The organism is Occallatibacter sp. (assembly GCF_036502485.1).
In the GTDB taxonomy this organism is placed as follows: domain Bacteria; phylum Acidobacteriota; class Terriglobia; order Terriglobales; family Acidobacteriaceae; genus Telmatobacter.
This window is the reverse complement of the sequence record NZ_DASXYM010000155.1, coordinates 1-8,940: the sequence shown is the minus strand read 5'-3', so window position 1 is coordinate 8,940 and position 8,940 is coordinate 1. Positions and strand designations below refer to the sequence as shown.

Here is an 8,940-nt window from a genome sequence, read left to right as displayed (position 1 = left end):
TATTTTGCATCTTGGCCGGCGGAATGACGACCCTTGCATCTGGAACTTTTGTTGTGGATTCGCGTCAAATCTACTCGGGCAACCTTTTGTAAAAAAGGCGGATAGACTTGAAAAGTAAAGTCTTCTTCCGCCGCCATTTCCTCTGGCGCGGCCCGGAACCGAAATGGATCTCCAGCAAAAAATCCGCACCCTGCCCACCTCCCCTGGTTGTTACCTGTACAAGAACGCGGAAGGCGAGGTCATCTACGTAGGCAAGGCCAAGAACCTGCGTGCGCGGGTGCGCTCCTACTTCCTCCAGGCCTCGCAGGCCAATGCAAAGACCGGCACGCTGATGCGCGAGGCCGTCGACGTGGAGTACATCACCGTCGCCAACGAGCACGAGGCCCTGGCGCTCGAGAACAACCTGATCAAGCAGCGCAAGCCGCGCTTCAACATCCTGCTGCGCGACGACAAGACCTACCCCTACGTCAAGCTCACCCTTGGCGACCGATACCCTAAAGTCTTCGTCACCCGTCGCCTGCGCAAAGACGGCTCCGCCTACTACGGCCCCTACTTCCCCGGCAATCTGGCCTACCGCGTCGCCGAGCTGATCCACCGCAGCTTCCTCATCCCCAGTTGCAAAGTCGACCTCAACCGAACCCACCCCCGCGCCTGCCTGGAGTACTACATCCACCGCTGCCTCGGCCCCTGCGTTGAGGGCCTCACCACGCCCGAGGCCTACAAGCAGGCCGTCCGCGATGCGCAGCTCTTTCTCGACGGCAAGCAGGCCGAGCTCGAGCGCGCCCTGACCCAGCGCATGATGGCCGCCGCCGAGAAACAACAGTTCGAAGCCGCAGCGCGCCTGCGCGACCAGCTCACCACCGTCCATCAGCTCCAGGAGAAGCAGCGCATCGCCACCGCCGAACAGGACGACGATGCCGACGTCTTCGGCTATCACTTTGAAGGCGGCTCCCTGGCGGTGAATCTCTTTCACATGCGCAACGGCAAAATCGTCGACCGCCGCGAGTTCTTCTGGGAGGACCTCCCCGAACTGATGGAGTCCCTCGCTCTCGAACGCGCCACCGGCACTGAAGACGAGCCAGAGACATTAGGTGCCCCGTCCTCAACGACGGCTTCATCGTCCAGAAGGGTGGGAAACAACGAACCTCTGCCGGCCGATCCCGACTTCAACCCCGGCGCCATCTTTTCCGCCCTCCTTAAACAGCTCTACATCGACCAGCCCTACGTCCCCCGCACCATTCTCATCCCGGTCGACTTCCCCGATCGCGAAGCCCTCGCTACTCTGCTCGGCGAACGCGTTCGCCGCCGCATTGAGCTCGCCGTGCCGCAGCGCGGAGAAAAACGCTCCCTCGTCGACCTCGCCGCCCAGAACGCCAAGCAGTCTTACACCCAGCGCTTCCGCGTCCTCGAGCCCTCGCGCAAGGCCATTCAGGAAGCGCTCGCCGACGCCCTCATGCTCCCTGAACTCCCCCGCCGCATCGAGTGCTTCGACATCTCCCACATCCAGGGCGCCGAAACCGTCGCCTCGCTGGTCGTCTGGGAAGACGGCAAGATGAACAAAGCCGCTTACCGCAAATTCAAAGTCATGACCGTCCTCGGCGTCGACGACTTCGCCTCCATGCGCGAAGTCGTCCACCGCCGCTACAAACGCATCCTCGGAAACGGAAAGGAAGGCAGCCAGGATAAAGAGCCCTCCACCATGCCTTCGCTGATCCTCATCGACGGCGGCCTCGGCCAGCTTCACGCCGCCGCCGACGCACTCGAAGAACTGGGCATCACCACCCAGCCCCTCGCCTCCGTCGCCAAAAAAGAAGAAGTCATCTACGTCTACGGCAATGAATCCGAACCGGTCGTTCTCGACCGCCGCTCGCCCGTCCTGCATCTTGTCCAGATGATCCGCGACGAGAGCCACCGCTTCGCCATCGGCTACCACCGCCAGCGCCGCGCCATGCGCGACCGCGACTCAGAGCTTTTGAGTATCCCCGGCGTCGGCGCTCTCACCCGTCAGCGCCTCATCGCGCACTTCGGAAGCCTCCGCGACGTACAGCAAGCCACCGCCGAATCCTTGGCCGCCGTCGTGCCAAAGAAAACCGCCGAATCCATCTGGAGCCACTTTCACAAACCGCAGCCGGCACGCTAACGCTGCCCATGCGTTGTCATTCCGAGCGGAGCGCAGCGAAGTCGAGGAATCTGTGGTTGTCTTGTGAACCCTCGGTGCACACTTAAGATCAATTCATGCCACAGGTTCAGTTTCGCTTCGAACTCAGCGACTATCTCCACGCGCAGAGACTCCATCGGCAGAATTCGCGAGCCGCCTTCGATTTTCTGATCCCGGCATGCGGAGCCATTCTCCTTGCGGCTGGCATGGCCATGCGCCAGTCTGGTTTCTACACCGGCTCCGCCATTGAGTTCATCGGCAGTCTATTTCTTCTCTCATTTCCTATTCCGGTGCGATTGCACTGGCGATACTGCTATCGCCGCACTCGATCCAACGACGGCGAATGGAACCTGGACTTCAGCGATGACCTCATTCGAACAAGAACCACCAATTCGCGGGGAGAGATCGAGTGGTCAGCGATCCAGTCCTTTGCCGAAAACAAGAACATGTTCTTGCTCTATCTCGCGCCGGCAAAATTCTTCCCGATCCCCAAACGCGCCTGTACGCCCGAAGAAATCAATGAACTGCGCGCTTTATTTCAGCGCCAGGTGACACCGGCATCGAAGTAGCAGAGTCCATCTCACGCCACTTCCACGAGCCGCTCAAGCCACACGCCGCATAGCTGGAAAGTCCCCCAAAACAACCGGCCACCGCCTTGATCGCATCGGAACAAGAGTCGGATGTCCAAAACCATGAAGCATTTCCAACTCCTCTTGAAGCGACACCACCTTCTGCGCGACCTCCTTTTCGGTGTCGCGGCCACCGTGCTCGCCTGCGGATTCACCGCGGCCTGCCGCACCAACACGCATCCTGATAACAAGCAGGCTGTTTTCGATGCGCTCACGTCGCACGACCTGGCCTCCGTCATGGTCGACCAGGACCAGGGCAAGGGCATCATCAAGCTCACCGGCGTGGTGGGTAGCCCTGACCGCAAAGACAGCGCTCAGCAGGTCGCCCAACAGGCCGCCCCCGGCTACACCATCGATAACCAGATCCGCGTAGAGGACATCGGCCTCACCAGCACGGCCCAGCCCTCCGGCGATTCTTCCCAGACAACCGGAAAGGGCCAGGACACAGGCGCGCCCACCGGCGCTGAAAAAACCAAGCCGCAGAAGGCGCACAAACACTAGCCCGTATCCGACGTTGCTTTGAAGGGCACGGCTTCGGCCGTGCCTTGGCCCCCGCCGCGCTCCTGCTATCCTCCAATCACTGCATGAGCGAAACGTTCCCCGTTCCCACCACAACCACCTCACCTGCTGTAGCCAACGATCTGCCCCGCGTGCTGGGCGCCAGCCAGGCCACCGCCATCGTGGTCGGCACCATTATTGGAAGCGGCATCTTCCTCGTTCCCCGCGAAATGATGCAGGACGTGGGCTCTTCCGCCCTTGTCTACCTCGCCTGGGTCGTTGGCGGGCTGCTCTCTCTCTTCGGCGCCATGACCTACGCCGAACTCGGCGCCATGATGCCTTACGCCGGCGGCGAATACGTCTACCTGCGCGGCGCTTACGGCGACACCACGGCCTTCCTCTACATGTGGACCTGGTTCGCCGTCGCCAAGCCCGCTTCCATCGCCGCCGTCACCAGCGGCCTTGCCCGCACCCTTGGCGTCTTTCCTTCTTTCCACTGGCTCACGGCCTCCGTGCCCGGCCTGCCGCTCTACTGGTCGCAGATCTTCGCCATCGCCGTCACCTGGTTCATGACCGGCCTCAACTACCTCGGCATCAAGAAAGCCGGCGACTTCCAGCTCGTCTTCACTGTCCTCAAAGCCATTCTCATCCTCATTGTGGCGGCGCTCTGCTTCGCGTCCGTCTCCGGCTCCTGGTCCAACTTCAATACGTCGGTGCATCCCGCGCTTAGCGGTCTCAATGGATTCATGGCCGCGCTCATCGCCACCCTCTGGGCCTATGACGGCTGGAACGACCTCACCATGGTCGCGGGCGAAGTCCGCCGTCCCGAGCGTTCCTTGCCCTTCGCCCTCATCGGCGGCCTGTTCATCGTGGGCGCGCTCTTCATGGCCACCAACGCAGCCATCCAATACATCCTGCCGGCGGCACAAATTGCGGCCAGCGACCGTCCCGCTGTCTCCGCGCTCTCCATCGTCGCCGGCCCCCGCGGCGCCGGATTCGTCGCCGCCGCCATGGCGCTCAGCATCTTCGTCACGCTCAACGGAACCGTCATGTCCGGCGCCCGCATTCCCTTCGCCGCCGCGCGCGACCGCCTCTTCTTCCGCCAGTTCGCGCACATCCACCCGCGCTTCCAGTCGCCGTCCACATCCCTCATCGTTCAGGGATTGCTCTCGACCATCCTGCTGCTCTTCCTCTCCCAGTTCCAGCAGCACTTCGAGCTCGCGGTCTTCGCCGAGTGGCTCTTCTACATGCTCACCGCCACCACCGTCTTCTACTACCGCCGCCAACGCCCTGACATGCCCCGCCCCTATCGCCTCTGGGGCTACCCGGTACTTCCCGCCATCTTCGTCATCTCCGCCGCGGCCGTGCTCATCTCCAGCTATGGCAGCAATCTGGAAGGCTCCCTCATCGGCACCGCCCTCATCCTCGCCGGCCTGCCGGTATTCTGGTTCGTCCGCAGACAATACGGCGCCTCCGTCCCAACGGAACAGAGCCACATCTCCTGACTGTCATGGAAGCGGCGGCCCAACCGCCACGAAAGGGCGCAACCACGCTGCGCTAACCGGCTGCTTCACCGGTCTCTGATCTCGCTACCGCTTCGCCGGGATCGTATTCACCACCACCAGGTACGCAATCATCCCGCCCAGCACAATCGCCATCACATGATTGAAGCTGAAGGTTCCCTTGCCCAGGCACTCAGCCACGTGATCCAGCGGCCACACCCGGGGAAGGATCGGAAGCAGCCACGCCGAGAAATCCGAGCGCTGACCCACCTCATACACCAGCTCCGCCCCAACGCATACGCCGCACACCAAAAATGCTCCATTACGCTTGCAGCGCAGCAGCCACACGCCCAGTATCGATGCCGCAATCGTCTGCGCAAAAATGGGGAACTCGGTCGAAATCTGCTGGATGGGAATGGAAGCGAACCGCGTCTGCCAGTCCACCGGCAGAAACCACGCATTGCCCGGCTGCCGCATCACCGCATACTCCAGCAGCGCCGCGCCAAGCCACACCGCTCCAATGGAGAGCAGCTTGAAGTTAATCCTGCGAGATTGAATGATCGCCTGCATCGTCACACACCCCGACCCAATGGACCGCGAACACGCAGACGCTTCGTAACCGGCAGCTTGATGCGCCCTGGTGCTTCCAGGTGCGCCGTGCCGATCGAGAGCGGCTGGCTCGCGTTCAGAGCCTGGGGATGTCAAAATTTCATCCCATCTTTTTGCCCGTGTCAAGCCATTCCTGCTCTGCACTCACCCTGCACCTGGGTTTGCGTCCCCCCTCACCCCGAGGAGTAAACTCAACCGCAGCAGTCGCCTGGGCCGGCATTCAGCCCTCGCCGTGCAGCAACCGCGTCACCCTGAAGTGGTAGCGGCGGTGCCTGAAACACAATCCGAACCGGAACCCTGCCCACGCGCCATGAGCCGCATCGAAGCACTGTTGAACCTGAAACCAAACTGAATCCAAGTCGAGGACACACTTTGCAAGTTGGCTTGTTTACACGCGAATTTCCCCCTCAGGTCTATGGCGGCGCCGGAGTCCACGTCGAATACCTCAGCCGCGAACTGGCAAAACATATCGAGGTCGAAGTGCACTGCTGGGGTCCCCAGCACGCCGACGAAGGCAATCTCCACGTCCGCGGCGCCGAGCCCTGGCCCGACATCTCCAACGGCACAGAAGGCAAGTTCAAGGGCGCTCTCGAAGCCCTCAGCCTCAACCTCACCCAGATCAAAGACCTCCGGAACATCGACGTTGTCCACACCCACACCTGGTATGTGTCGATGGCCGGCTATCTCGCCAAAAAGCTATACGGCATACCCTTCGTCCTCACCACTCACTCGCTTGAGCCTCTGCGCGCCTGGAAAGCCGAGCAGCTTGGCTCCGGCTATGCCATGAGCTCCTGGATGGAGTCCACCGCCATCCACGACGCCGACGCCATCGTCGCCGTCTCCCAGGGCACCAAGCACGACATCTTGAGCGCCTACCCTGACGTGGACGAAAATCGCATTCACGTCATCTACAACGGCATTGACCTCAAGGAATATCAGAAGACCGCCGACACCTCGGCCCTGGTCCAGTACGGCGTGGACCCCGCCGTCCCTTACGTGCTCTTCGTCGGCCGCATCACCCGCCAGAAAGGCGTCACCCACCTCGTCGACGCCATCAGCTATCTACCCGAAGACACCCAGGTCGTCCTCTGCGCCGGCGCGCCAGACACTCCCGAAATCGCCGCCGAGCTGCGCGCCAAAGTCGAGCACGCCCGCCAGAAACATCCGCGCATCGTCTGGATCGAGAAGATGGTCACCAAACCTGAGGTCATCCAGCTCTACTCCAACTGCCGCGTCTTCTGCTGCCCCTCGGTCTACGAGCCCTTCGGCATCATCAACCTCGAAGCGATGGCCTGCCGCGCGCCCGTCGTTGCCAGCTCCACAGGAGGCATCAAGGAAGTCGTGGTCGAAGCCGAAACCGGCTACCTGGTTCCCTTCGAAGGCGACCGCGTCACCGGCTTCCCCGTCGACCCCGATACCTTCGCCCGCGACCTGGCCGGCCGCATCAGCATCCTCCTCAACGATCCCGAAAAGTGCCAGCGCTTCGGCGATGCCGGCCGCCGGCGCGTCGAAGACGTCTTCAGCTGGTCCGCCATCGCTCAGCAAACCATCACCCTTTACCGCTCTCTAATCGACCCGCGCCAAGCAGCATCGAACCCCTCACCGGCATCGGTCGCCACTGACCACTGAGAACTGAGAACTGAGAACTCGCCCATGCCCCTCCCCACCGAAGGCCGCCGCCGCGTCATCATCGAAGCCATCTCTCCACATGTTGACTGCGGTCGATTCCCCGCCAAACGCACTGCCGGCGATCTCGTCCGCGTGGAAGCCGACGTCTTCACCGACGGCCACGACGCCATCGCCTCCTCCGTGCTCGTCCACCGCGAAGGCTCTGACGACTGGCTTGAAGTCCCCATGGAGCCGATGGTCAACGACCGTTGGTTCGCCAGCTTCGGCGTAACCGACATCGGCCGCTACGGCTACAAGGTCCAGGCTTGGGTCGATCACTTCGAGACCTGGCACCGCGACCTCCTCAAGCGCATCAAGGCTGACGCCGACGCCCCCGTCGATTACCTCATCGGCGCCGATCTGGTCGAAGCCGCCGCTAAACGCGCCACCGGCGGTGACGGACCCTGGCTCGAAGCGCGCGCCGTAGGCCTCCGCTCCAAATCCGATCCCAAAAAGCTGCGCAACCACGCCACCGATCCCATGCTTCACGAACTCGTCCTGCGCTATCCCGACAAGCGCTTCGCTACCGATTCCTCCGAGCTCATCCTCCAGGTCGATCCCGTCCGCGCCCGCTTCAGCTCCTGGTACGAGTTCTTCCCTCGCTCCACCGCCGCCAAATCAGGCGCGCACGGCACCTTCGCCGATGCCGAAAAGCTCCTGCCGCGCGTAGCCGACATGGGCTTCAACGTCGTCTACCTTCCGCCCATTCACCCCATCGGCCGCCAGTTCCGCAAAGGCCCCAACAACAACCCCAACGGCCAGCCCGGCGACGAGGGCAGCCCCTGGGCCATCGGCTCCGAAGAAGGCGGCCACAAGTCCATCCTTCCCCAACTCGGCACGCTTGACGATTTCCGCCGCTTCGTTGAAACCGCCAAGACCCTCAGCCTCGACGTCGCCCTCGACATCGCCTTCCAGGTCGCGCCCGACCACCCCTACGTCGCCGAGCACAAAAACTGGTTCAAGGAGCGCCCTGACGGCACCATCCAGTACGCCGAAAATCCGCCCAAGAAATACCAGGACATCTACCCCTTCGACTTCGAAAGCGAAGACTGGCAAGGCATGTGGCCCGAGCTCAAATCCGTCTTCGACTTCTGGCTCGGCTACGGCGTTACCATCTTCCGCGTCGACAACCCTCACACCAAGGCCTTCCCCTTCTGGGAGTGGTGCATCGGCGAGCTCAAGCGCGAACACCCTGAAGTCCTCTTCCTGTCCGAGGCCTTCACGCGCCCCAAGATCATGTACCGCCTCGCCAAGATCGGCTTCTCGCAGTCCTACACTTACTTCCCCTGGCGCAACGGCAAAGACGAGATCGCGGCCTACCTTAACGAAATCACCAAGCCGCCGGTCACCGACTTCTTCCGCCCCAACCAGTGGCCCAACACGCCTGACATCCTCACCGAATTCCTGCAGATAGGCGGCCGCCCCTCCTTCGTCATCCGCCTCCTGCTCGCCGCCACCCTCGGCGCCAACTACGGCATCTACGGCCCCGCCTTCGAGCTGCAGGAGAACAAGCCCTTCAAGCACGGCAGCGAGGAGTATCTCGACTCAGAGAAATACCAGATTCGCTATCGCGACCTCGACGCGCCCGGCACCCTGCGCCCGCTCATCACCCAGGTCAACAAGATCCGCAACACCCACCCCGCCCTCCAGAACGACATCTCGCTGCATTTCCACCTCAGCGAGAATCCGCAGATCATCTGCTACAGCAAGGAGTCCGACGACCGCTCCGACCTGATCCTCACCATCGTCAACCTCGACCCGCACTTCACGCAGGCCGGGTTCATCAACCTGCCGCTCGAAGAGCTCGGCATCCCCGCCGACCGCGCCTACGAAGCCGAAGACCTGCTCAGCGGCGAACGCTACATGTGGCGCGGCC

The 8,940-nt window shown here is 62.3% G+C and carries 7 protein-coding genes; 6 read left to right on the top strand and 1 reads right to left on the bottom strand.

What is annotated here, in order from left to right:
• The first annotated feature begins 163 nt into the window (after positions 1 to 163).
• From uvrC to VGL22_RS19535, 4 genes are all read left to right on the top strand, one after another.
• The gene (uvrC, locus tag VGL22_RS19550; RefSeq protein ID WP_465268639.1) at positions 164 to 2,140 is read left to right on the top strand and encodes an excinuclease ABC subunit UvrC; all 1,977 of its coding nucleotides are present in this window, start codon (positions 164 to 166) and stop codon (positions 2,138 to 2,140) included.
• 224 nt (positions 2,141 to 2,364) lie between these two features.
• Positions 2,365 to 2,727, top strand: a complete 363-nt coding sequence (locus VGL22_RS19545; protein ID WP_465268638.1) for a YcxB family protein — start codon at positions 2,365 to 2,367, stop codon at positions 2,725 to 2,727.
• A 123-nt stretch (positions 2,728 to 2,850) separates the two neighbouring features.
• The gene (locus tag VGL22_RS19540) at positions 2,851 to 3,288 is read left to right on the top strand and encodes a hypothetical protein (protein WP_465268637.1); all 438 of its coding nucleotides are present in this window, start codon (positions 2,851 to 2,853) and stop codon (positions 3,286 to 3,288) included.
• 83 nt (positions 3,289 to 3,371) lie between these two features.
• On the top strand, positions 3,372 to 4,790 hold the full coding sequence (locus tag VGL22_RS19535) for an APC family permease (protein ID WP_465268636.1): 1,419 nt from the start codon (positions 3,372 to 3,374) through the stop codon (positions 4,788 to 4,790).
• Positions 4,791 to 4,874: 84 nt separating this feature from the next.
• Here the strand turns inward: VGL22_RS19535 and VGL22_RS19530 are convergent, their stop codons facing one another.
• Positions 4,875 to 5,357 carry a hypothetical protein gene (locus tag VGL22_RS19530; RefSeq protein ID WP_465268635.1) on the bottom strand — a complete coding sequence of 161 codons (483 nt, stop codon included), beginning with the start codon at positions 5,355 to 5,357 and terminating at the stop codon, positions 4,875 to 4,877.
• A 423-nt stretch (positions 5,358 to 5,780) separates the two neighbouring features.
• On the opposite strand from VGL22_RS19530, the gene glgA reads away from it, so the two are divergent.
• Positions 5,781 to 7,025 (top strand): glycogen synthase, encoded by a 1,245-nt coding sequence (glgA, locus tag VGL22_RS19525; RefSeq protein WP_465268634.1) that lies wholly within the window; start codon positions 5,781 to 5,783, stop codon positions 7,023 to 7,025.
• A gap of 24 nt (positions 7,026 to 7,049) precedes the next feature.
• Positions 7,050 to 8,940: alpha-1,4-glucan--maltose-1-phosphate maltosyltransferase (locus VGL22_RS19520; protein WP_465268633.1), on the top strand; the 1,891-nt coding region annotated here is incomplete at its 3' end.

What these genes read in the sequence shown, in the direction of transcription:
- VGL22_RS19530 (WP_465268635.1), bottom strand. Translation starts at nt 5,357, where the DNA reads ATGCAGGCGATCATTCAATCTCGCAGGATTAACTTCAAGCTGCTCTCC.
- uvrC (WP_465268639.1), top strand. Translation starts at nt 164, where the DNA reads ATGGATCTCCAGCAAAAAATCCGCACCCTGCCCACCTCCCCTGGTTGT.
- VGL22_RS19545 (WP_465268638.1), top strand. Translation starts at nt 2,365, where the DNA reads ATGGCCATGCGCCAGTCTGGTTTCTACACCGGCTCCGCCATTGAGTTC.
- VGL22_RS19540 (WP_465268637.1), top strand. Translation starts at nt 2,851, where the DNA reads ATGAAGCATTTCCAACTCCTCTTGAAGCGACACCACCTTCTGCGCGAC.
- VGL22_RS19535 (WP_465268636.1), top strand. Translation starts at nt 3,372, where the DNA reads ATGAGCGAAACGTTCCCCGTTCCCACCACAACCACCTCACCTGCTGTA.